The sequence below is a fragment of the Mesorhizobium sp. CNPSo 4688 genome (assembly GCF_057784295.1).
Genome location: NZ_JBWLUY010000024.1, coordinates 1 through 21,755 on the forward strand (window position 1 = coordinate 1; position 21,755 = coordinate 21,755).

Genomic DNA, 21,755 nt, shown 5'->3' on the forward strand with positions numbered 1-21,755 from the left:
GTCGTGGAAGGAGGACCAGAGCGTTATCGCCTGGCTCGACACCTTGTAATTCCGCAAAATAATGTCGAGGAACGCGTCACCACCGGCCCAGCAAAAACCACGTGTTCGGCGCGTTCCTTCTCATTATGAACTGCTGCTGATTACTGCAGTAATGGCGAGCTCGCCATTACTTAAGACAGGCATCCATCGCGGCCTTGCGTTTCACGGTCTGACGTTGAAGATCACGCAGCAAGATATCGGCCGCGTCATTGACTTCGAACACGATCCGCTCCGAGCCGTGGTGGCCAAGCTGAACAACGACTGGCCTCTCAAATCTGCTCAAGCCGGTCATCTCCGCTCCTGCGGGGCAACAGACCCTTGGTAGCACTCTTTGCCCAACCGAACGGTTCGGCTGGTCGCCGAGACCGGCCGCTCGCGATCGATGTGCGGTTCTGATGGGTGGGAGGACTGCGCCGCCAATGTCGAGACCTGCTTCTGTGTTTGGCTACCGCTGGAATGTCGACACAGTGCCATCCTCAGCGTCCCCCATGCCAGCCACCACTATACCGTGACTTTTCCACTGCCGGGTTGTAGGCAGCCAGTCATTGCGTGGCGGAAATCGCATCTTCCAATATGGCTGCCCGTTTTGCAAAGCCGAAAAAGTCATGGCGCGCCCGACCGCGTTTCAGTAGCACCGGCGGTCAGCATGGCGCGGATTTTCGAGCACCAGGCGACGATGTGACAGGGACCAGGAACCATGAAAGGGCGTTGGTGGCAATTCCAGATGAAGCAATCGCTTGCGCCAGCGTGCCAGCGGCAAAGAAATATCTTGCGCTGCGCCGACAAAATGCGCTCATGGTGCCATCCCTCCATGGGCAATGTGGGCCGGGAGGGCACCTCTAACGCGACCGATAGACCGAGGAAGGCTCGACCCAATGAGCAGGGTGGCGCGTGAAAATGCGAGTCCAGCTTCGTCGGCGACATTTGCGCCGCTCGAAAATGCAACCTTTCGTTCGATCTGGCTTGCCACGCAGGTCGCCAGCCTTGGCTGGCTAGTTCAAACTGTCGCCATCAGTTGGCTGATGGCGACCATCTCGACTTCGGACGTCATGGTCGCCTTGGTTCAGGCTTCGACCACGCTGCCCGTGTTCGTCCTGTCGATTATCGCCGGGGCCCTGGCAGATAATTACAGCCGCCGCAATCTCATGTTCGCCGGCTGGTGCGCTATAGCGTTATCCTCTGCGATGCTGACTGTTCTTGCGGCGCTGGGGATTTTCAGTCCATGGATGGTTCTCGCATTCAGCTGTTTGGCCGGAGCAGGCGCCGCCTTCACCGATCCTGCCTGGCACGCGTCGGTCGGCGATATTTTGCGAAAACGCGAAGTGCCAGCCGCGGTCACGCTCATTTCGGTTGGCTATAACGCCGTTCGAAGCGTTGGCCCGGCGCTAGGTGGCGTAGTCGTCGCCTCCTTTGGACCACTGACAGCTTTCGCTGTGGCGACACTGACCTATGTAGCGCTGCTGTGGACCATAGGGCGCCGCACATGGGGTGTGCGCGCTTCTCCTCTCCCGCGCGAGCCATTGACCACTGCCATCCATGACGGAGCGCGCTTCACGGCCCTGTCTGCGGAGATCATGGCGGCTATCGCGCGAGGAGCGCTTTTTGGCCTGACCAGCATCTCCATACTCGCGCTCCTGCCTCTCGTCGCCAGGGATCAACTAGGGGGAGGACCAATCGTTTATGGTGTCTTGATGGCTGGCTTCGGGACAGGTGCGTTATGCGTCGGCATTTGCAACAATGTCTTGAGGCGGTCTCTGTCCCAGGAGCGCCTAACAACACTGGCATGCATTGCCTGTGCGGCCTGTTGTCTATCCCTTGCTTTCACTTCCTCAGTGGTGGTGGCGGCTATTGCGCTGGCGCTCGGCGGCGCGGGCTGGGTCGTCACTTGGACGGGGCTCGACGTGAGTATCCAATTGTCAAGCCCAAGGTGGGTCGTTGGTCGCACGCTCTCGATCCATTATGCCCTGTCGTCTGGCGGTATCGCGGCCGGCAGTTGGCTGTGGGGCACAGTGGCTGAGAACTATTCGCTCACTTTGGCCCTGGAGGTTTCCGCTGGTGCGCTCGTAATGGTCGCGGCCACCGGTTTCCTCATGCCGATCCGTCAATGGCAAGATTCTGATCAGGATCCTTTTGGCTTCGAAACGCCGCAGCTCGCCCTCGACGTGAAGCCGAGAAGCGGCCCGATCGTCGTCAAGACCGAGTACGCAATACCGGAGGCGAACGTCGAAGCTTTCCTGGACCGGATGCAGGAACGACGGCGAGTGCAAAGCCGCGTCGGTGCTCGGCACTGGAACCTTCAGCGCGATCTTCAGGATCCATCGCTTTGGACAGAAACCTTTCGCACGCCGACCTGGATGGATTATCTGCGCCTGAATCATCGCCTGACGACGGCGGACAAGGTGTTGGATCAACATCTGCTCGAATTGAACATGGGAATTCCGCCCCATACCAAGCTTTCGATCGAACGACCAACAGGGGCAACCCGCAAGCGGGATCAATCGACGCGATTCTTCTTCCGCCTGTGATCGCAGGGTTGGGCTCGTATGCTTGAGGGCCAGGTGACATGACCGTCTCTGGCTAGCCAAATCTAGTTGAAGCCGGCATTCCGCAACCCCTGTGCGGCCGTGGCGCGGGTCCTCCCTGCTATGAGGCGCTCACGCTATGAACTGCAGTTTCAAGCAACGATCGCGGACGTCGATGAAATGGCTCTCTCCAAGTGCTATCAGCGCAGCTGCCGGCTTAGCGAGTGACGCGCCGAGTTTGCGCCCGGCAAGACTCTTCGAAAGTTCATAGCGGTGTTTTCCAGCACGAGGAGAGAAACGTCTGGAACTAAAAGGGCGCCGTTGGTGCGGACCGGCTCGATCGTTCCGGACGATCGTTGAAGTTCGCGCATTTGCGGCGAGATTGAGCGGGATCTCGCATTCGAAATACCGAGGCGGCAGCGTGTGGCAACCGGTCTTCCATGTAGCAAATGGCCTCAATGCTTCCCCGCGGGCTTGGGAACGCTCATCGTTCGAGACCACGGTCTGCGAGCACCCGGTGCATAACCTCGCGTTTGATCTCGCCAGCGATTTCGTTTCGGACTTGGGCTCCGAGCACCCGCTCGGCATCCGGGTCGCCCAACAGACCATGCTCGGCCATTCGCTGATCTAAGCGGCTTTGAAACTCTTCGCCCATGGCTTCGACCAGCCGATCTTGCATGGCTTCATGTTCGTCGGGAGCGATGCGCCTTAGCACCGTCTCCCAAGGTTGCCAGCGGGTTGCCATGTAGTCGGTGAACTGGTTCGCTTCCCTCTCGCGGACCAAGTCCAGCGCCCGCGCCGCATCCTCCTCACTTACGTGAGAGACCGCCAGGAAACGCATGTCAGGGGCGACGTGACTGAGCTCTAGCGGGTCGCGCAGCCGATGTTGATAGGCCAGGTAGATTTCGATGTCGTCCACGTTTGGGTGTTCGCTGAAGAGTACGTTGATCCTGTCGCGCGCGATCTCGTCCAGCGCGTCCAAGCGGAACGCGACACGGCCGAGCTGGATCAGTTCACCAAGCCGATTATCATATACTCCGTCCTCGACGTCAGAATTGAGCCGAGCGGTCTGCATGCCGTTCCAGTGCAAGGTAACACGATCCTCGCAGGTCGCGTTGGCCTCGGAAGCTTGTGCAAAAAACTGCTCACGCAATCTCGGATTGGCCGCCGCCTGCCGCAAATCGTGAGCCACTGCCTGCCGAAATTCGTCACTACCGTAGTTCACAGTGCCTCGTAGCCGATCCAGGAACTGTGCGTAATCCTGGGCGCCTGGCTCATCCGCAAAGTGCTGCCATTCGGCCAGCGCCGACGTGTCCTCCGCGAGCCAGTGCGCGGCAGACTCATATAAGGATTGCTGCGCAGGCTGCGGCGCTTCAGCCGCCACCAGGTGAGCGAGGACGTCGTCCGGCAGCGGGTTATTCGAGATTTCGAGGTTCTCCAAGTTCGGGTAGCTGAGACTGAGATGCGGCACGAGACCCTCAAGAAGATCCTCAGGCAGGCTTGTCAGCCGGTTGCCGCTAAGATTGAGCGACTGGAGCATGCTCGGAAGACGGTCGGGGAGGTTGGCCAACTGATTGCTGCTGACATCGAGTTCAATGAGCCCCGATGGGAGGGACTCGGGAAGGTTGGTCAGCTGATTGCCACTAACCGAGAGCGAGGTGAGCCTGCTGGGGAGAGCGTCTGGCAGACTGCCTAATCTGTTGCCGTTTGCGTTCAGCATCTGGAGCCCAGCTGGAAGGTTGGCCGGCAGACTGGTCAAGCTGTTATCGGCCACCTCGAGCTGAGAGAGAGTCGCGGGAAAAGCGTCCGGCAAACTGGTCAATCGGTTGTGGCTAATGAAAAGACGCTGAAGACCAAGTGGAAGCCCAGTGGGCAGGTTGTTTAGCTCATTGTGACTGGCGCGCAGTTCCAGCAACCTTGGCGGCAGGACGGCGGGCAAAGCTGTCAGGGAGAGGGAGGACAAATCTAGCGAATGCGAGCCCGTATTGTCCGAAACCCTAATTCGTGCGCGCCCCTGTTGCCGATTTTCGGCATCGCCCTGCCCCTCTTCGACAACCCAGTTGTCCAGGATCTGCGCGCGCGCGGAGGTGGGGGTCCGATACCCCGTAAAGAATTCGACCCAATCCGCCACGGCTCGTCTTAAGCCGCCGCTGTAACCTTCCTGCTCGCCGTCTGCAGAAGGCGCCGAGGAAGAGCCTGCGCTCGACTGTGCCTGTCCTGTATTCATCAATACCTTCTCCGTCGTCAGACCAAAGTAGTACGCGCGCCGCTTCACAAGGCCGCGAAGCTGGTAGTTCCGCAGCGCATGACATTCGAGAGCATGTATTCGGCTGCGGCTCCCGACCCCGGATCGAGCCCTACGGTTTGCACGGATCTCGTTGTGGCAAATGGATCGAATGCGAGGTTTCCTGCCATTTCGTTGACCAGATCCGTCCGCAGGACCGTCAACATGGAAGCGCACTGCTTCTAATAGGCCGACCTGTTTCCGGCGAACTATTGCCGCATCAATCCTGATAACTTTACAGTGCCACCGCCGGTCTCAAGGCGCACCCGACATAGCCCCCTGCGATCACTGTGGAGCGAAGAAACTCAACCCGCGACTGATCGCGCACTTGTAGGCCAAGCTTGTACCTTTTCTCTCATAGCTTGGCATGTTGAATACGACCATGGTGAATTCGGCGTGACCGTCCAACCGGATTCGGTAGCGAAGGAATTGAAGAATGGGCTTACCGTCAGGATCGATCGTAAAATGCTGATCCGCAAAAGCAAGGGTCCCGTCAGAAGTGATCCTGTAGGCATCTATGCGAATTCCTCCTCGCGTCTTGGTCGGCGGCGTATCGCCGGTCGCCGGAGTACACAAACTTAGATCGACAACAACATCCACTTGCTTGCCGCTAGTCAGCGCAAGCTCAATCTCGGGAAGGGTCTGTAATATATGACTGCCATTGGCAGCATTGGCAGTTGTAGCCATAATTATCCCGAACAGGGTTGGTAGCATAGATTTCATAGGCGATCCGATTTACAGTGATGTTGAGAACGAGGGCTCGCCGACGCTATTGCCAATGCCGATTTCGGCAGTGACGATAGAAGCGATCTCGAGGCTCATAGATTGAAATTATTTACGACCAGCCATCCTCACGTTGTAGTCACCGAGGCTCATTACTTGGGCAAGCTTTCGAGAAGCTGACGAGCCCCGCCGCGGCGCCCCGCCGTCGCTGCAGATTGCATGCGGTCTCTAACTTGGCCGTCCAACGGCGGAACAATTCATCACCTGCTGGGGGGCCGATCATGGCGCAGGTGCGGCGCATTGCTGCCGTCGCCGCTGGTAGCGGCAGCGCAGTTCTGCAGAAGGGGCGTCGGCTCCCTCAACCTTGTGTTCGGCGTCACATATGGGCCGGCCTGCACATAGAGCCGGTTGGCACAACAAACGCAGGGTTCGACCTGCGTTGCGATCCTTGGACCAGGATCGCAGCCTGGACAGCCGCGTCTATGTCGGCATCGTCGAACACGATGAACGGTGCATTTCCGCAAGTCCCATGCTGAGCTTCAGGGCCCCAGGGGCGCCCGGGCCATGAGCAGCTGTCCTACTTGCGCTGATCAGGTGAATGTAAGCTCGCGTACCTTTGGTTCTTTTGCGCAACCAGACAAACGGCGCAACGGCTGACGCTAGAGCTGGTTAGGAAACGCAAGTTCCTCGACAGCCTCAACGTTCGTCTTGGTGCTCACGACCGAGTTGACCGACCACGGAAAAGGGGAAATAGGCGCCGCTGGCGCGACTGACCGGGAATTGACCAGCCTAAGGGCGATTTGCCCCTGCCCTTCCCACCCGGTGGCGCACGAATTGTGGCTAACTTCGCCCGCAGGAGGTCGACCGCCTTCTCCAGCGCTTCGCCGAACACCCAGCTCTGGACGTCGGCTATGGCGACAAACTCGGCCATGGTTTCAGGCTTGGCCTTCATGTTGAACTGGGGATTGCGGCCGGTGCGGTGCCGCCGCCGTGCCCGTTTCGCCGGAGGCGATCCTGCGACACCACAAATCGCCTGCAGGATCGTTCCGGGCGCGGGCTGAAGCCGATCGGCATGCGCCGGAGCCAGTATTTGAACAATCGGATCGCGAGCAGGAGCATCGGCGCATCAAGCGCTGGCGCTGCCGACGCTGGTTTTAAATCGACACGCCCCCGCGGTCACCCTGTCCGGTATCGAGGGTCCACACGTTGGCCGCGGCGCGTCCATCTCCCGTTCCTTTGGCAGGGGCGACCACACACCCCGCAGCCGCAACAACGAAAGGCACCCTAGGTCCCATCGTTCGAAAAGCCTGCTGCCGGGAGGAGGTGGCAGCGGGCTCGAGATGCAGCGCAAGACACGCCGCATTCCGCGTCGGCACCTCATTTGAGGGGGGTAGATGCCCGACACCAGAATCTTAACGATCAGCGCGCTTATATTGCGATGCACAAATTATATACCGCAATGCGACAACGTTACTCGGGCTCCGTCGGATTTCCTCTACACCGCCTGATGCCGGAGACGCGCATCTGACAATGCCGATCACTTACCGGCGCGCCACCGGGACCACGAATCTTCTGGAACGTCTGTTTGTCGAGGAGCGGCGGATCGGCAGCCGCCGCAAGAAACTCGATGCAAAGAAACGCCCGGAAAGCGCTGAAACGTCTTGTCGGGCGCAATTCCGGCGCCGAGACAGCAAGGCTTTATAATATCAGCAAGCCGACCGTATCACGCATCGCCGCCGCCCCATTGCCAGACCGGGGAGCCATGAAAGCCGGATGTGGACGCCCCTTAGCCAGCAAGAGGTGGATTTGCAGTTTTGAGACGTGGGTCGCGTGCATCCATGTATCCGGCCTCTTGATGTAGCCACAGCTGCTGGCCTTGATCGGCATCCGCGGATCGGTGCCCAATCGATGATACGGGCTCGAAAGGCCCTCCGAGGCAGTCGGGTTTGCCTCGCTCCGAGGTCGATGACCTTTTTCCCATCACTTCAATCTCACACTCACAAGCTATGAACGCTCAAGTTCGGCCCCGGTCAGGCGGTGGTTTGCCGGAGTGTTCGATCGGCGCAGCAAGCGACGCGGTCTGCATACCATTGCTGCGTCGGGCCTATCGCAGCACGGCATGCGTGCCAACGATCAGCAGCAACCCCCAGCGCATCTGTTTGTCTGGGCATATAAGTCAGATTTTTGTCAGGTTCGACGAGTATGTCCGCAACAATAGCGCGACCACTTCCGTACCCGCCCGCTCGCCTGGCAGACACACACAGGAGAAAGACATGCCAAGGCGTTATCAAAGTAACCCACGCAACACCGCGACCATCAGCTACAAGGGCCATCATTCCTGCCGCAGATCATCGCTCATGCAGTCCGGCTCTACAGGGTTCCCTTGAGCCTGCGTTTGCTCGAGGAAATGCTGCCGGGAATGCGGAAGCGTGGTTTGCGGGTTTCGTCTGAGACAAACGCGGGTGGGCATGAAATTCGGTGCGTGTCACGCTCGCCGCTTGCGCCTCCGAAAAGAAGGCTGGACCTGGACGAGGTCGTCATCACCATGGCCGGCAGGAAATACTCGTTGTGGCGCGCTATCGACCAAGATGGCCATAGGTTCGACGAGATGGATCAAACGGGGCGCTGATGCTGCGATATATTCTCCGGCGGCTTTTGACCGCCATACCGACGCTGTTCGTTATCGTGACGATGGCGTTCTTCCTGATGCGCGTCGCGCCAGGCGGGCCATTCAACCAGGAGCGGGGGCTGAGCCCCGAGATCAAGGCCAACCTTGAAGCCCAGTTCGGCCTCAACGATCCGCTCTGGCTGCAATATGTCCACTATCTCGGCAATCTCTTGCGCGGCAATTTCGGCCCGAGCTACAACATGCCGGACTTCACCGTCACCGAACTGTTCGCCAAGGGCCTGCCCATTTCCGTCCAGCTCGGTGCCTCGGCGCTGATCCTGGCGCTGCTGCTTGGCAGCGTGCTCGGCACCATTGCCGCGCTCAACCAGAACAAGCTTGGCGACTATACGGTGATTGCGCTGGCCACCGCCGGCAGCACCATCCCGACCTTCGTCATCGCGCCGGTGATCCAGCTGCTGTTCGGACTGACCTGGAAGCTCCTGCCGATCGGCGGCTGGGGCGACGGCGCCTTCATCAACAAGGTCGGACCGGTGCTCACGCTCGCCCTGCCGCAGATCGCCATCGTCGCCCGTCTGATGCGCGGCTCGATGATCGAATCGCTGCGCTCCCATCACATCCGCACGGCGCGCGCGCTCGGCCTTTCCGACTGGTCGGTGGTGGTCAAGCATGCGCTGCGTGGCGCCATCCTGCCGATCGTCTCGTTCACCGGCCCGGCGGCGGCGGCGCTTTTGACCGGGTCGGTCATCGTCGAGACGATCTTCTCCATTCCCGGCGTCGGCCGCTATTTCGTCGATGCGGCGCTCAACCGCGACTACACGCTGGTGATGGGAACAGTGGTGGTGATCGCCATCTTCACCATCGTCTTCAACCTGATCGTCGACGTCATGTACGCGGTCGTCGACCCGAGGGTGCGCTATGACTGACATCGCAGCCACGGCTCCCGCTATCGTCGGCCGCTCGCTGTGGGGCGATGCCTGGGCGCGCCTCAAGGCCAACCGCGCCGCCATGTTCAGCCTCTACTACCTCGCCTTGATCGGGCTCGTCAGCGTGTTCGGCCCCTGGTTCGTGCCGCACCAGTACACGACCATCTATGCCGACTATGTGCGCATGCCGCCAAGCCTGTCAGCCTATCCCAAGCCCGACATGATCGAAACGGCGCTCACCGAAGCGATCAAGCGCATGCGGGTCGACATCAAGGAGTGGCATCAGGAGGGCAGTCAGGTCTTCGTCACCGTCAAGTCGACCAAGCCGATCGATGACCGCAACATCCGCTACCTCGACCGGTCCGATGCCTTTGACGACACCAAGATCGAGAACAAATCGCCCGACGGTCTCGAAGTGACGATGAGCGCGTCGGTCAAGCAGCAATATTTCCTGTTCGGCACCGACAACACAGGCCGCGATCTGCTCTCGCGCACGCTGATGGCCGGGCGCATCTCGCTGGCCATCGGCCTGCTCGCCGGCGTCGTGGCGGTGGTGATCGGGGTGATCTACGGCGCCGCCGCCGGTTTCTCCGGCGGCAGGATCGACGAGGTGATGATGCGCATCGTCGATGTGCTCTACTCCTTGCCGTTCATCTTCTTCGTCATCATGCTGGTGGTGTTCTTCGGCCGCAACTTCGTGCTGATGTTCCTGGCCGTGGGGGCAGTGCTGTGGCTCGACATGGCGCGCATCGTGCGCGGCCAGGCGCTGTCGATCCGCCGCCAGGAATACGTCCAGGCGGCGGAGGCCATGGGCGTCGGCCAGCGCGGCATCCTGTTGCGCCATGTCATCCCCAATCTGCTCGGCCCGGTGGTGATCTACATGACCTTGCTGGTGCCGCAGGTCATCATCCTGGAGAGTTTCCTGTCGTTCCTCGGTCTTGGCGTGCAGGAGCCGATGACCAGCTGGGGCGTGCTGATTTCGGTCGGCGCCAAGAACATCGGCTACGCCAACTGGCTGCTCCTGTTCCCCGCCTTCTTCCTCGTCTCGACGCTGTTTGCGCTGAATTTCGTCGGCGACGGCCTGCGCGACGCGCTTGACCCAAGGGATCGATAAGATGGGGACCGCTGACATAGCCACTCCCGAAACGATCCTCAGCGTCAAGGACCTGCGCGTCCGCTTCCGCACGCTAGACGGCGCGGTCGAAGCGGTGAAGGGCATCAACATCCACGTCAATGCGGGCGAAACCGTCGCCGTGGTTGGTGAGTCCGGCTCCGGCAAGAGCCAGACCATGATGGCGGCGATGAGCCTGCTCGCCTCGAATGGTGAGGCCACGGGCAGCGTCGACTATCGCGGCCGCAACCTGCTGACGCTGAGCAAATCCGACCTGAACAAGGTGCGCGGCGCCAAGATCAGCATGATCTTCCAGGAGCCGATGACCTCGCTCGATCCGCTCTATTCGATCGGCAATCAGCTGATCGAACCGATCCGCCGGCATCGCGGCCTGAATGCCGCCGAAGCACGCGAAGAGGCGCTCAAGCTCTTGCGGCTGGTGCACATTCCCGATCCGGAGCGGCGGATGAAATCCTACCCGCACGAAATGTCCGGCGGCCAGCGCCAGCGGGTGATGATCGCCATGGCGCTGGCCAACGATCCCGACATCCTGATCGCCGACGAGCCGACCACGGCGCTCGACGTGACCATCCAGGCGCAGATCCTGATGCTGCTCGCCGAACTGCAGCGCAAGCTTGCCATGGCCATCGTCTTCATCACCCACGATCTAGGCATCGTCCGGCGCTTCGCCGACCGGGTCTATGTCATGCGCCAGGGCGAGGTGGTCGAGGAAGGCGAGGCGGGAGCGATCTTCGCCAACCCGCAGCACGGCTATACCAAGATGCTGCTGGCGGCCGAGCCGACAGGCACCAAGGCGCCGCCGCCCGCCAATGCGCCCGTGGTGCTCGAAGGCAGGAATGTCGAAGTCACGTTCAAGATTGGCGGCGGATTTCTGGCCGGCGAGCCGCTGATGCTGCGTGCGGTCGATGACATCTCGATCCGGCTGCAGCGCAACCAGACCATCGGCATTGTCGGCGAATCCGGATCGGGTAAATCGACGCTCGGCCGCGCTCTGCTGCGACTGCTGCCGAGCGACGGCTTGATTCGTTTCGGTGATCGCGACATTTCCACCGCCGACCGTCAGCAGATGCGGCCGCTGCGGCGCCAGATGCAACTCGTCTTCCAGGATCCGTTTGGCTCGCTGTCGCCGCGCATGACCGTCGGTCAGGTCATCACCGAAGGGCTGCTGGTGCATGAGCCCAACCTTTCAGGCAAGCAGCGCGACCAGCGCGCGGTCGAGGCCCTGCGCGAGGTCGGCCTCGACCCCAACGCCCGCAACCGTTACCCGCACGAATTTTCCGGCGGCCAGCGGCAGCGCATCGCCATCGCCCGCGCCATAATCCTGAAGCCTAAAATGGTCGTGCTGGATGAGCCGACCTCGGCGCTCGATCGCTCGGTGCAGAAACAGATCGTCGAACTGCTGCGCAAGCTGCAGGCCGACCACGAACTGTCCTATCTCTTCATCAGCCACGATCTCGCCGTGGTGCGCGCCATGGCCGACTACACCTTCGTCATGAAGCAGGGCAAGATCGTCGAGGAGGGACCGACTGAAGAGATATTCAGCAATCCGCAGGCCGCCTACACGCAGACGCTGATGAACGCGGCGATCGATGTGAGGCGGTTCCGGCTGAGCGTATGACCCCGTCTCGGTTCGGGATGACGCTCATTGCGATGGCGTAGCGCATCGTGCCCTGCGCCACAATTGAACGTAATCTTGGGAGGATGCAGAGGTTCTGTGGCAAACTTCAGCCAGGCGCCATGCTATCGGCCGGTGATAGTTCCCGGCCGCCTTAAAGGCGCAGACCACAGAGCGGCCATATGCCTGCAGCACCTCTATCAGATGGTCGTGCTCAGCGATGATCCGCTCGATCAGCGGCCGGTAATGGCGGACTTGGGCCTGCCACAGTTCAAAGGCCGGGCTCGCCATCAGGTCGATTGCTCAGCCGCCTGCTGGAAATAGCCCACGGTGGTGCGTGTGATCCTGAGCAGCTCGCGGTAGTGCTTCACCCGTCTCGGGGCTCTTGCTTCTCTTCGGGATCGGCGCCTTGGGCCCTCCCAGTATGGGAATCCATAGAACGAGGTGGAACAATCTGTCGCGCGTCCTGATCACGATGATGCGATCGGAACAAGCAGCCTGGCGAACTCACCTCGCCCTCGTCCCGCGAAGGACATCCTTCCACCAGCGAGTGGAACCTTGTTGCCTCCGTGCGAACTAAATGGGGGCCGGTCAGACAGCGACCGGCATGATTTCCTTCCTGGTTCAGCGAACTGCGTGCCATCACTCCAGAGGCGATGTCATGATCACAGCCAGCCGGCGGGCGATAGAGACAATGGCTTTCTGCTGACCGCGTCGCTTGGCGACGTTCATCGCCCAGGCTTCTAGCCATGACCATTTTTTCACGCTGGTCAGCAGGGTCTTCGCGGCTTCATAAAGCAGCGTTCGCATCATCCCATCACCGCACAGCGAGATGCGACCGACACGGCGGCTTTCGCGCGACTCATGGAGCACCGGCGTCAGGCCCAAAATCGGCCCGTTCGCCAAACACAGCGATCCGTGTCGCCGGTTGGTCACCGTGCCCGGCATTGGCGTCTTGAAGGCCGTCAGCTTCATCACGGCGGATCCGGCGCGCTTTGTCCGCTCATCGGGTGTCGGTGTCTACTTCGGCCTGACGCCGAGACGGTATCAATCGGGAGAAGTCGATCGTGACGGGTCGGTCTCAAAATGCGGTGACACGCTCACGCGCACCTATCTCTTCGAGGCCGCGGGCACTCTCCTGGCACGGGTCGCCACATGGTCTGCGTTGAAAGCGTGGGGCGCGCGCCTGGCGCGCCGGATAGGCAGCAAGAAAGCCCGTGTGGCCGTCGCCCGCAAACTGGCAGTGATCATGCATCGGATCTGGGTCGACGGCAGCGAATTCCGCTGGTCGAAGGACGGGGGGCGACCGCGTGATCACCAGCTAAGCCATAGCAACCATCCGCCTTTTTGGCGGTGTTATGTCCCTGCCGGGACGATGGCGTCGGTGACCTCGTAGATGGGGAGGCAGCCCTGATTTAAGGTGCTGCGTCGATTACATTGAGGCACCCACGTCCCGAACGCTGACATGCGGCGATAGCTCAGAGCAGCGCGCAGCGCAGCACAGATTCCGCGTCACCAGGCTCAAAAGCTCACGATGCTCGTCCAGCCATTGCGACATGGCTGTCAATTCACAGCCGATTTCACGTCCGGCGAAAAGAATCAAATACACTGGATTGGACGGTGCGTTCTTGGCGCATTGTCGGCTCCGGCGGTGGCAGAAACGCTTTGGAATCAGTGGCTTGATCTCGAAGTGTATCTGAAACCGCCAGGGCCTTGTCCGCCCACTAGGCGCAGATCTCACGCGGGCCCACGCCAAGCGCAGCGTGTGCCGCAACACGCAGTGCCCATCGAGACGACACGGCGTCGTCGTCAATATTCCGGCGGCACCACCGGCGGACGATCCTGATGGTCTAGGAGCCCAACCTGTTCGAGCACCGAGTGAATAAACTGCGGGGCGCCCGCCTCGTGGGGAGACAGCCCATAGAATTCCTGCGCCGCCATCGAGACCAACTGCTCCTGCTGTTCCTGCGGAATCTGCTCTCGGGCTTCCCGCGCTCTTGTGGCGAACTCGGCCGACACTACCTGGGTTTCCAAAAAGCGATCTTGTTGGGTCGGATTTCGGCGCAACTGCTCCAGCTGCGTTGCTGTGTATTCGTCTTCGTTTGGGTGGACGAGAGGTATCAGCTGTTCGACGCGATCTTTCAACCACAGGGCATCGTCCTTGTCGAGACTCAGCTCCTCTTTCTCCACCTGGACCTTCGCCCACGCGCTGTCTTTCAGCCGCACCGCCGGGCCGTTCGACCAGCCGTCCTGCACGATGGTCGTGTCTCCATCGCGTCCGTTGCCGCGGCGTAGCTCGTTCCATGCGTGTCCAGTTCGCGTGGCCGAGATGGTGTGATCGGCGCTCAATTCCATAATTTCCACCTTGCCGCCTGCATTCACGACCGATTCACCGTCGCGCAAATGCGGCGCGTGCGAGACTGCAGCGAGGCGTGCGAAATGATCGCAAAAGCCTCCGCCCAGCGCGCCCGCCAATGCCATCTGGTTGGCGCGATCGAGGCCGCGGTAGGCCACACCTGCGGCTACGACGTTGTGCCCGTGGGACGGCTCGCCATCCGCATGAACGTTGCCGCGTCCGTGCCTGAGGAGGAGGCGAACGTCGTGCACTGTCTGACCGGCGGCGGTGATCCGAGCGGGGCTTCTGACCGGATCGCCAGTCATCATGGCCGCAACGAGGTAGGCGAGTTGCTGTATCTCATGTCGCTGTAGTGACTCACCGCGTCGTTGTTGCAACGTGTTCGGCGACGTTCCCAGAGCGACTCGGGGAGCCATCGCGGCCGGTCCCGATGCCGTCGAAATTAGCGCGGACCACTCGCGATGGCTGTCGCCGTTGACGCTGTGGGGCGTTGAGTGCGCGGCGCCGTCGGCGCTTGAACTATGATAAGGCGAGCCTCCTACTGAAGGCTTTGAACAACAAATTCCCACAAACGATCTCCTTTATGCTGATGAAATTTCAACTCCCCTACAGAGGAGCCCAGGCGACACCGTGAAGCTAACGAATTGGAGCGGCCGGGGGTACTTTCGCGCCCGGCACGCGGGAGAAGAAACATGATAGCCTTCATGCACATTCCCTTTAGTCCATCGAGACTCAGTCGGCCGGTGGTCCACGGAAATTGAGCGCCCGCTCCAAGAACCAAGAAGGATCATCGCCGGACGAGTCTGTCTCGACATATCCTTCGTCTTCATCGCTACTTCGTTCAACGGGATCCTCGCTCTCGGCTTGAAGATACAGCCTGGGCTTGTCTGCCCGCTGCCATTTACCCTCGTTGTTCATTGTCCACTTATCGGACCGTCTAGGGTCAAGTACGAATTGGTTCTCCCCCACGTCAACAAAGCCCATCTGCTCCAGACGGGGCTTCGCCGCATCGTTAGCAGGACGTGACATGATCAAAGGCTTCTTGCCGTCGAGCCGAAGTTGATGTTCGAGCAGAACATCTCCCGCGTTCTCAACGAGCGGGTGCGAAACTCGAAGAGCCACGACCGATGAAATATTTTTTCGGTCCGGAAAGTATTTCTTCTGCCACTCTTCCCCTTTGATGCGGAATCCTGGGTCCATCCTTAGGAGCCCCACGCTCTTATCGCCCAACTGGTAGCTGAAGTACTTCGAACCGGGCTCGTCATCTATGGTCGCACCGACTCTAGCGACAATTGCGGTGCGCTCCGCTTTTGAGGACACGAAGTCTGAGTACTCTTGAGGATTGTCTGCTATGTGCTTGACATCGACGCCATAGAAGTCCTTCAACTCTTGCCTGAACTCATCACTGTCCATGTCGTAGATAGGAGGTTCGGGGGTGAGGGAATACGGCCGTGTCGCCGAAGACGAACTAGTCCCCGCGTCTGCAAGCGATTCCGCAAATCTTTGATGATCTGCTGCCTGCTCCGACTCGTCGGGATGCCCTGCGCTTGTAGGTTGGCTGGATGAACCAGTGATTCTGCTATACATGCGACTCGCTCTCCTATCGACAGATCAGCACTGTAGTCAATATCGGTCTACTTAAGCTTACTAGCAGGGTAAGCGAGCGATCTGACAACAAGCTGACGTACAGAAGATTGCATGGTCGCCACCCCCTATCTCGATCTTGCCCCGGCTTGCGCCGCGTCTTGGTTTGCTCGCCTATGGAGCTGGCGCCGCAGGCTGCTTTGCCGCCGCCAACGTTTTTCGAACCATCGCCGCCCAGTTGACCGGCGCAGAGTTGGATGAGGACATCGACCTCTCGTTGTACAGCTACAACCAAGCCGGCGATGCCGCCCTGATTGACTTCGCTGTCGATCTTGGCGAAACGCACCTCGTTGGGCTGGGCGCGATAGGCCATGGCTCGCTTTGGGCCTTAGCGAGGCTATCCGGTCTCTTGGGTCGCCCGCATGTAATCGATCACGAACCGATCGAACTCTCAAATCTGCAGCGCTGTGTCTTGGCCGGTCGGGCCGAGGTCGGCACGTCCAAGGCGGTGCTCGCAACCACGCACTCCGATCGACCGCTCTCGAGGTCGAGGCGCATCAGATAAAGTGGGCAGAATATGTTGAGCGCCGGGGCGACTGGGTCTTCGACCGAGTGGGTGTGGCGCTTGGCACCGCCGCCGACCGACTCGCTGTCCAATTCGCTCTGCCCCGATGGATCGAAAATGGCTGGACGCAGAAGCACGACCTCGGCATCTCGCTGCACGGTTTCGACGACGACAATGCTGGGCGCTTCTATGACACGCTTGGTCCGCTCCTTTGCCGTCCGATCGTCCATTAAACTCACTCGCTGCGCACGACACCGGTGACGTCCTTGCCCATGTGCCGCTCAAGCACTGGTCGCCATGACACCAGTGTGAATTCTCGCGACTTCTCGATGACAGCGTACTTGCCGCTGGCGAGCTCGACGGATCGGCGCAGCGTGCCTTGTATTTGATCTCCAGACCGCGCTTCGGAATACGGGAGACCGAGCTAATCCGACAGCCGGCCGGCGACACGGTTCAGCTCGCGCTGGCGCAGGATCGAAATCATGTTGGCGCGATAGACGATCCCGTCCTGCTTTTCATGCGCAGGGCCTCGCATTGCGCGACATTGAAGACGGTGAAGCGTTTGAGGAAGGGCACCGCCTGCGGTTCGGTGTCTTCTTCCCTCGCGCGCTCCTTCTCGGTCTTCGGGATGAAGCGATCGGCGTGAACGATGGTGGTGCCGTGTTCGCCCTTGCGAACATTGCCGCCAAGCGAAAGCGCCTGCCGGAAGGTGAGCAGTTCTGGCCGGGATAGCCGCGCTCGATCACCGCGCCCCACAGGATCGGGATGTTGATGCCGGAATAGGTCCGCCCTGTGGCGGCATTCTTCGGCAATCCAAGGAAGGCTTTCACCTTGTCCCAAGGCTTCACCCAAGGCACCGAACCGCGCTCCAGATCGGCGATGATGCGGTCAGTGATTTCCGAGTAGAGGCTGGCCCTCGGGGCCTCGCCCTTCCTGGCCAGCACTTCTCCGCTAGCGCTGCGTTTGCCGTCTCTGCGCATGACTTTTCTCCGCTCGCCAATCTCGCTGCGCCCTTCCCCGGAAAGCGGGGTGAGCGGCGAAAAACGACCGGAAAGGTTGCGGGCCGCCGCGGCGGGCCTAGAAGGGAGAGCCGCCCATACCGCGCCCTCGGGAAGGCCAACCCAAAAGACAGCGCCGCCCAAAGGGCGGCGACCGTCACAGCCCGCAAGGGCTGTCCGCGCCAGGGGGCGAAGCCTTAATGGCCGAGACCGCCTGAGGTACCCGAAGAAAAGTGGGGCTCGGTTTACGAGCACCCGGTGCGCGCCTTCAGGCGCGCGGGCGCCCACCCGCCCATCTCTTGCAAGCAATGCATGCCGAGCTTCATCGAGCGGGAGGCCCGCGCCCTTTGCGGCAGTTGTTTGCCGATCTGAGGGCGGCAAGTGCCCACCGTACAAACGTCATCAGCAATTCGGATTGCAAAATCTACGACACAGAGGAAATGCCGAACCTCAAATGCTTCGACGACTTGTGCGGCTACAGGAGCCGCGCCATAGTGGGGCGTTAGACTAGGGGGGGGATGGCGCCAGCCGAGCGTATCCACAAAATCTTCACGTCGTGCAGGTACGGCCCGGGAGCCTGTAAACATGCGGGAGGCAGGCTGGCATTACTGATGTTTGATACGAGAGGAAGACACGTGCTGAGAATGACACGCGCCGAGCTTCATGAACTGGTCTGGTCGAAGCCGATGACCGAGATTGCAAGGCTGTATGGCGTCAGGGACCAGCATGTAGCGCGGGCCTGCGATGCGTTTGAGATCGCCCGGCCGCGCGCCGGCCATTGGCAAAGGGTAGAGCACGGCAAGTCTGTGGAGACCGCCGCGCTCGACAACGAGAACTATTCTCCGGAGGCGATCATCGTTATCGACCCGTCGGTCGGGAAGTCAGGCCGGCTTCTACGGGGCGACCACGATGACGCAGCTACGAGATGTGCAGCATGATTCATTGAAGGATTGCCGCACCAAAATGGCCTCTTTTTAGAAGATCGGGTTAGAAGATCGGGTCTGCCGAGAGATGCGGCGCGGACGCTATCCGCCGCGGATTTCATCGGTGGCGCCCCAAGCTCGATCCAATGAGCATGCTCGGCCACGAATATCGCCGAGGGTAGTCGAACGGGCTGAAGATGTCGGCCGCTGCTCAAAGGCGGGCAAAGTTGGAACACCGTAGTCTGTGCCACAGGGTGTTCCCGTTCAACGCTGGCGAGGCTTGCCAAGCGAGCGCCGGCATAGACGTCGCGAGGAGCCGCCTTGTTCGTCTTTTTAAGTCATGGGTCGATTGACAAACTTGGCGGCGACGATATTGCTATGTTCGTGGGAGGGGGAAGTCATGTCACAATTGAATGCTCACGAAAAACGTCCATTGGTTACCTTTTTCTTGTCAGCGTACCCAGATAATCTCTATCCGGAAATGGACCTTCCACACTCGCAGAACGATGGCGCAGAGTCCGATCCTCGCACGCTATTCGCGGCTCTGTCCAGAACTCCCCCGACTTCGACGATGACGCCAGGTAAAACGCGTCCGGGCGGGTACAACAGTAATGGCAAATATCTGCCATCCAAGTACATCCCTGCTAAGATGGACAAGCGTGCTGGGAAGTGATCTCGATACGGTTCTCCTCATTGGTTTGACGGAAGACGCGCATGTCACAGCGGTGTGCACGAGGTTGGGCGAACTAGGTGTTCCGACCTTCTTCTTCGATCCAAGTGAAGACGATGGCGTGCCTACACTCAGGTGGCTAAGTCCGGAACGTGCTGTTTTGGAATGGCCCGATGGTCGGGTACTTTCCACACATCAGGTGCGATCAGTTTTTTGTCGCTATGCGTTGGACAGGCTGACTGTTAGTAGGGAACTACCGGACATTGAGCGATTTGCACTGACCGAACGTCTTCAAGCGGCACTTTCGGCCTTCCGATGTTTAGACAGTCGGATTTGGATAAACGATCCGTGGCATGAAGCCCGAGCCGATTGCAAGCTTTACCAAACGCACATTGCCGCACGGCTTGGATTGCAAACGCCGGAGCAGATAGTTTCGGGATCAGTGCAGGATATAATTGAGTTTGCTAAACGCCATCCGTCATTGGTGATCAAGTCAATTTCGGATGCTAGTCTCGCGTTGATAGGGAATGAGTTTTACTTTGAACGTCCAATCCCCTCATCCAATTTTTTGGCACCATATACCCAGGAGCTACGACTCGAAACGTTGCCTACGCTCAAGTTGGACGACACTCCGAGCCTTATTCAGGCTAAAGTTGAAAAGGTTTTCGATGTCCGTGCCATTGTTGTGGACACGAACGTTCTCGCCTACGCGCTTCTTCAAGGCGACGCTGTGAATGTGGACTTTCGGTTAAATGAGATTTCTCGGGTCCAGCCCATAGAGCTTCCGAACGATGTGACTCAAGGCTTGGTCAAGCTCGTGTCGGCAATGCAGCTTCGCTTCGCCGCGTGCGACCTTATCCTTAGTGCCGATGGGGTCTTCACTTTTTTAGAGGCTAACGTCTCAGGGAATTGGTTATTCTGTGAACAAGATGGTGATCTCCGAACAACGAATACCATCGCAAAAGCGCTCCGGTCGGGTGCCTCTAACATTTAGGCGATGTAAATCCTTCCTGCTGCTCGCGCTGAGCCCGTTCAAGGCCGCCCTTGAAACGGTGGCGAAGGTTCTGGTGGGAGACGCTATCTACGCGCCGATCTTCGCTACGCTAGAAGCCGAGATTGCGATGAAGAGGCGAGGCAGATCCAGCTGCCGTACTCACGCTCGCGCATCTGAGGCAGATAAGTTGCTTGGAGGTGCAGCACGTTGCAAAGATTGTTCCGACGGTTCCAACATCGGGTCTACAAAATAGATTAAGGTATTGATTTAGTTAGGGTAGTTTTGATGAACGGGGTTCAACGGGCCCACCAGACCCTCGAGACAGACTGCGGCCGCGTCGAACTGCACGCGAGATCGCGCCACGGGCATGACGCGGACGTACATGCCATTCACGGTCAGCAGCCTTGTAGATTTTTGCTTTAGGTTTCAGCCCTTCAAGGGCGGCGCAGATGGCGTATTTTCGGCAGCGTTTGGAGAGGCCTTACCATTCCCACGCCTCTGTTTCACCGCCTCAGCATGGCCGAAATGCCGTTGCGCACAAAGGGAAAATACTGGGCAAGGCGAAGGGCGGCATGTCTTGCAAGCCGTGCTGCCGCGTGCTCGCCCGAGTACAGTCCGACGAGAAGATTGGTAGCATGATAGAGCGGTGTAGCCGAGAGGCGTAGGCAGCTTTCATACCTGTGGAGCATGCCGGGATCCCCAATGTCACGTCGGTCGTGACGGGCTGCCAGGATTCTACGGGCGAGTTGCTTTTGGCCGCCGAGGCCAATGTTGAAGCCATGCGCAGTCACCGGGTGCATGCCAATGGCAGCGTCGCCGATGAGTGCAGCGCTGTGAGCCCAAAACCTGTGCGCCCACGTCGTGACCAGCGGATAGCAATGGCGTGTGCTGGCCAGGGTCATTTTTCCGAGGCGCCCTCGACAGCGGTCCGTCAATTCCGTCACGAACCGATCGTCGTCGAAAGCAACAAGTCTATCGGCCTCTTTTGAGGGCAATGTGAGAAGCAGCGAGGACAAGCCTTTCATCAGCGGCAACATCGCTATCGTCTGATGGTGATCGAACCATTCGATTGCGACCTGGTTATGGGCACGCTCGTGCCTCACCCGGCAAATCAGCATCGAGCTGCCTAGCCGATTGATATCGGCGGCGATGCCGAGCAGGTCGCGCGTGCGCGACAGACGCGAATCCGCCGCAACCAGAAGCCGAGCCGTCAACCGCCTCCCGTCAGAAAGCTGTACGACCGCTCCTTTGTGGCTGTTTGTTACACCGACGACCGAGTGGCCGCATAGCAGCTGGGCATGATCGTGCAGGCGGATGATCTTGAACAGGGCATCGCGGATCCGACAATTCGGGACGAGAAATCCGAGTGGTTCTGCAGACCCTCTTGGAGGATTGAAACACAGAGCGAAAGGGCTCGATCCGTTGAGCACGCGGGCGCCTTGCACGGGGGATTTGTGCGAAGCGGAGATCGCATCCCAGGCGCCGAGCTCTTGAAGGATCCTGATCGAGGCGTAGGTCAGCGCGATCTCGCGACCATCGAAAGGCGGATTCGCCAGCCTTTCCAGGGCCTGCTGTTCGACGACTGCCACTTTGAGATCGCTCTTTGCCAACGATGCGGCGAAGGAAAGTCCGATCGGCCCGGCTCCGGCCACAATGATGTCGAAACTGTCGACGCAGCCGGCCATCAGCGCGCCGCCATCGCGTCAGCCATCTGCTTTGGATACTGGGGACCGATTACGCCGGGCAGCCGGGAACATGGCTGATAGAACCGGCCCTTGGATACGTCCAGCCAGGGAGA

Annotated in this window: 15 protein-coding genes and 9 pseudogenes; 12 read left to right on the forward strand and 12 right to left on the reverse strand. The window is 59.8% G+C overall.

The annotated features are described in order from the left end of the window. Positions 1-166 precede the first annotated feature (166 nt). Positions 167-331, reverse strand: coding sequence for a hypothetical protein (locus tag AC04SH_RS30205; protein WP_488481828.1), 165 nt, complete (start codon positions 329-331; stop codon positions 167-169). A gap of 583 nt (positions 332-914) precedes the next feature. Here AC04SH_RS30205 and AC04SH_RS30210 point away from each other — a divergent pair. Next, the gene (locus tag AC04SH_RS30210; protein WP_488481829.1) at positions 915-2,564 is read left to right on the forward strand and encodes an MFS transporter; all 1,650 of its coding nucleotides are present in this window, start codon (positions 915-917) and stop codon (positions 2,562-2,564) included. A gap of 481 nt (positions 2,565-3,045) precedes the next feature. Here AC04SH_RS30210 and nopM read toward each other — a convergent pair whose 3' ends face one another. The 3 genes and pseudogenes from nopM to AC04SH_RS30225 form a co-directional block, all read right to left on the reverse strand. Next, entirely contained in the window at positions 3,046-4,788 is a 1,743-nt protein-coding gene (gene nopM, locus AC04SH_RS30215; protein ID WP_488481830.1) for a T3SS effector NEL-type E3 ubiquitin ligase NopM, read from the reverse strand. A gap of 342 nt (positions 4,789-5,130) precedes the next feature. Then, positions 5,131-5,568: a VirK family protein gene (locus AC04SH_RS30220; protein ID WP_488481831.1), complete on the reverse strand. Its 438-nt coding sequence runs from the start codon at positions 5,566-5,568 to the stop codon at positions 5,131-5,133. A 380-nt stretch (positions 5,569-5,948) separates the two neighbouring features. Then, positions 5,949-6,088 (reverse strand): annotated as a pseudogene (locus tag AC04SH_RS30225) (aldehyde dehydrogenase family protein); the annotation flags it as partial. A gap of 492 nt (positions 6,089-6,580) precedes the next feature. On the opposite strand from AC04SH_RS30225, the pseudogene AC04SH_RS30230 reads away from it, so the two are divergent. The 6 genes and pseudogenes from AC04SH_RS30230 to AC04SH_RS30255 all read left to right on the forward strand — a co-directional run. Next, positions 6,581-6,702, forward strand: a pseudogene (locus tag AC04SH_RS30230) (IS6 family transposase); the annotation flags it as partial. A gap of 396 nt (positions 6,703-7,098) precedes the next feature. Further along, positions 7,099-7,272 (forward strand): hypothetical protein, encoded by a 174-nt coding sequence (locus tag AC04SH_RS30235; RefSeq protein WP_488481832.1) that lies wholly within the window; start codon positions 7,099-7,101, stop codon positions 7,270-7,272. Positions 7,273-7,900: 628 nt separating this feature from the next. Then, positions 7,901-8,194: pseudogene (locus tag AC04SH_RS30240) on the forward strand (IS6 family transposase); the annotation flags it as partial. 2 nt (positions 8,195-8,196) lie between these two features. Further along, positions 8,197-9,120: an ABC transporter permease subunit gene (locus tag AC04SH_RS30245; protein WP_488500050.1), complete on the forward strand. Its 924-nt coding sequence runs from the start codon at positions 8,197-8,199 to the stop codon at positions 9,118-9,120. Continuing rightward, on the forward strand, positions 9,113-10,234 hold the full coding sequence (locus AC04SH_RS30250) for an ABC transporter permease (RefSeq protein ID WP_488577718.1): 1,122 nt from the start codon (positions 9,113-9,115) through the stop codon (positions 10,232-10,234). Before AC04SH_RS30245 ends, AC04SH_RS30250 begins: the two co-directional genes overlap by 8 nt. A gap of 16 nt (positions 10,235-10,250) precedes the next feature. Beyond that, complete coding sequence (locus tag AC04SH_RS30255) at positions 10,251-11,870, forward strand: ABC transporter ATP-binding protein (RefSeq protein WP_488481560.1); 1,620 nt, start codon at positions 10,251-10,253, stop codon at positions 11,868-11,870. A gap of 195 nt (positions 11,871-12,065) precedes the next feature. Here AC04SH_RS30255 and AC04SH_RS30260 read toward each other — a convergent pair. Both AC04SH_RS30260 and AC04SH_RS30265 read right to left on the reverse strand, forming a co-directional pair. After that, a pseudogene (locus tag AC04SH_RS30260) lies at positions 12,066-12,289 on the reverse strand (ISNCY family transposase); the annotation flags it as partial. A 207-nt stretch (positions 12,290-12,496) separates the two neighbouring features. Then, positions 12,497-12,770 (reverse strand): annotated as a pseudogene (locus AC04SH_RS30265) (transposase); the annotation flags it as partial. Positions 12,771-12,786: 16 nt separating this feature from the next. Here AC04SH_RS30265 and AC04SH_RS30270 point away from each other — a divergent pair. Further along, a pseudogene (locus AC04SH_RS30270) lies at positions 12,787-13,164 on the forward strand (transposase); the annotation flags it as partial. Positions 13,165-13,368: 204 nt separating this feature from the next. Here AC04SH_RS30270 and AC04SH_RS30275 read toward each other — a convergent pair. Both AC04SH_RS30275 and AC04SH_RS30280 read right to left on the reverse strand, forming a co-directional pair. Further along, positions 13,369-13,504: pseudogene (locus AC04SH_RS30275) on the reverse strand (ISNCY family transposase); the annotation flags it as partial. A gap of 172 nt (positions 13,505-13,676) precedes the next feature. After that, positions 13,677-14,270, reverse strand: a complete 594-nt coding sequence (locus AC04SH_RS30280) for a hypothetical protein (protein ID WP_488481527.1) — start codon at positions 14,268-14,270, stop codon at positions 13,677-13,679. A 36-nt stretch (positions 14,271-14,306) separates the two neighbouring features. Here AC04SH_RS30280 and AC04SH_RS30285 point away from each other — a divergent pair, with 36 nt between their 5' ends. After that, positions 14,307-14,576, forward strand: coding sequence for a hypothetical protein (locus tag AC04SH_RS30285; protein ID WP_488481528.1), 270 nt, complete (start codon positions 14,307-14,309; stop codon positions 14,574-14,576). A gap of 379 nt (positions 14,577-14,955) precedes the next feature. Here the strand turns inward: AC04SH_RS30285 and AC04SH_RS30290 are convergent, their stop codons facing one another. Beyond that, a complete protein-coding gene (locus tag AC04SH_RS30290; protein ID WP_488481529.1) occupies positions 14,956-15,810 on the reverse strand; it encodes a host specificity protein in 855 nt (284 codons plus the stop codon). Between the two features lie 163 nt (positions 15,811-15,973). On the opposite strand from AC04SH_RS30290, the gene AC04SH_RS30295 reads away from it, so the two are divergent. Beyond that, entirely contained in the window at positions 15,974-16,372 is a 399-nt protein-coding gene (locus tag AC04SH_RS30295; RefSeq protein ID WP_488481530.1) for a ThiF family adenylyltransferase, read from the forward strand. A 235-nt stretch (positions 16,373-16,607) separates the two neighbouring features. Here AC04SH_RS30295 and AC04SH_RS30300 read toward each other — a convergent pair. Both AC04SH_RS30300 and AC04SH_RS30305 read right to left on the reverse strand, forming a co-directional pair. After that, a pseudogene (locus AC04SH_RS30300) lies at positions 16,608-16,781 on the reverse strand (DUF3363 domain-containing protein); the annotation flags it as partial. A gap of 113 nt (positions 16,782-16,894) precedes the next feature. Continuing rightward, positions 16,895-17,352 (reverse strand): annotated as a pseudogene (locus AC04SH_RS30305) (ArdC-like ssDNA-binding domain-containing protein); the annotation flags it as partial. Positions 17,353-18,005: 653 nt separating this feature from the next. Here AC04SH_RS30305 and AC04SH_RS30310 point away from each other — a divergent pair. Next, on the forward strand, positions 18,006-18,308 hold the full coding sequence (locus AC04SH_RS30310) for a hypothetical protein (RefSeq protein WP_488577719.1): 303 nt from the start codon (positions 18,006-18,008) through the stop codon (positions 18,306-18,308). Positions 18,309-18,952: 644 nt separating this feature from the next. After that, on the forward strand, positions 18,953-19,957 hold the full coding sequence (locus tag AC04SH_RS30315) for an ATP-grasp domain-containing protein (RefSeq protein ID WP_488481532.1): 1,005 nt from the start codon (positions 18,953-18,955) through the stop codon (positions 19,955-19,957). Between the two features lie 503 nt (positions 19,958-20,460). Here the strand turns inward: AC04SH_RS30315 and ubiM are convergent. Beyond that, entirely contained in the window at positions 20,461-21,642 is a 1,182-nt protein-coding gene (gene ubiM / locus AC04SH_RS30320; protein WP_488481533.1) for a 5-demethoxyubiquinol-8 5-hydroxylase UbiM, read from the reverse strand. Between the last annotated feature and the right edge of the window lie 113 nt (positions 21,643-21,755).